This window comes from Streptomyces mutomycini (assembly GCF_001700505.1).
Lineage (GTDB): Bacteria > Actinomycetota > Actinomycetes > Streptomycetales > Streptomycetaceae > Streptomyces > Streptomyces mutomycini.
In genome coordinates, this window is record NZ_MAPV01000404.1 from 1 (window position 1) to 457 (window position 457).

Sequence of the window (457 nt, forward strand, 5' to 3'; positions counted from 1 at the left end):
TGATCCGCCCGCGCCCGTCCATCGCCAGGTCGTCCACCTCGCCGACCTCAAGCACGGCCAGTCGGTGCCCGAGGCCAAGGGCAACGTCGCCACCCGGGTCACCACGCAGTACGAGGCGATCCTCATGCTGCGCGGCCTGGTCGCCGAAGCCGAGCGCCGCATGGCAGCCTACGCGGAGATGGGCCGCTCCGGCTTCGTCAAGGACGCCCCCGACCCGCTGACGTACGGGATCGTCGACGAAGCCAACCGCCTGCTGGAGAAGGGCGCCCCGTTCCGCGACGAGGCCGCCCTGCTCATCAAGGAACTCGGTCGCACCGGCCGGCCCGTGGGCGTCGGCATCATCATCGCCGCGCAGGCCGGACACCTCGACGAGCTGGGCGGCTCGGACACCCTGCGAGCCATGCTCAAGGAAGGCGAAGTCATCCTCCTCAGGTGGAGCTCCGCCATGATGCAGCAG

The 457-nt window shown here is 70.2% G+C and carries 1 pseudogene; it reads left to right on the forward strand.

Going from position 1 to position 457, the window contains the following annotated elements:
* Positions 1–457 (forward strand): annotated as a pseudogene (locus BFF76_RS30750) (DNA/RNA helicase domain-containing protein); the annotation flags it as partial.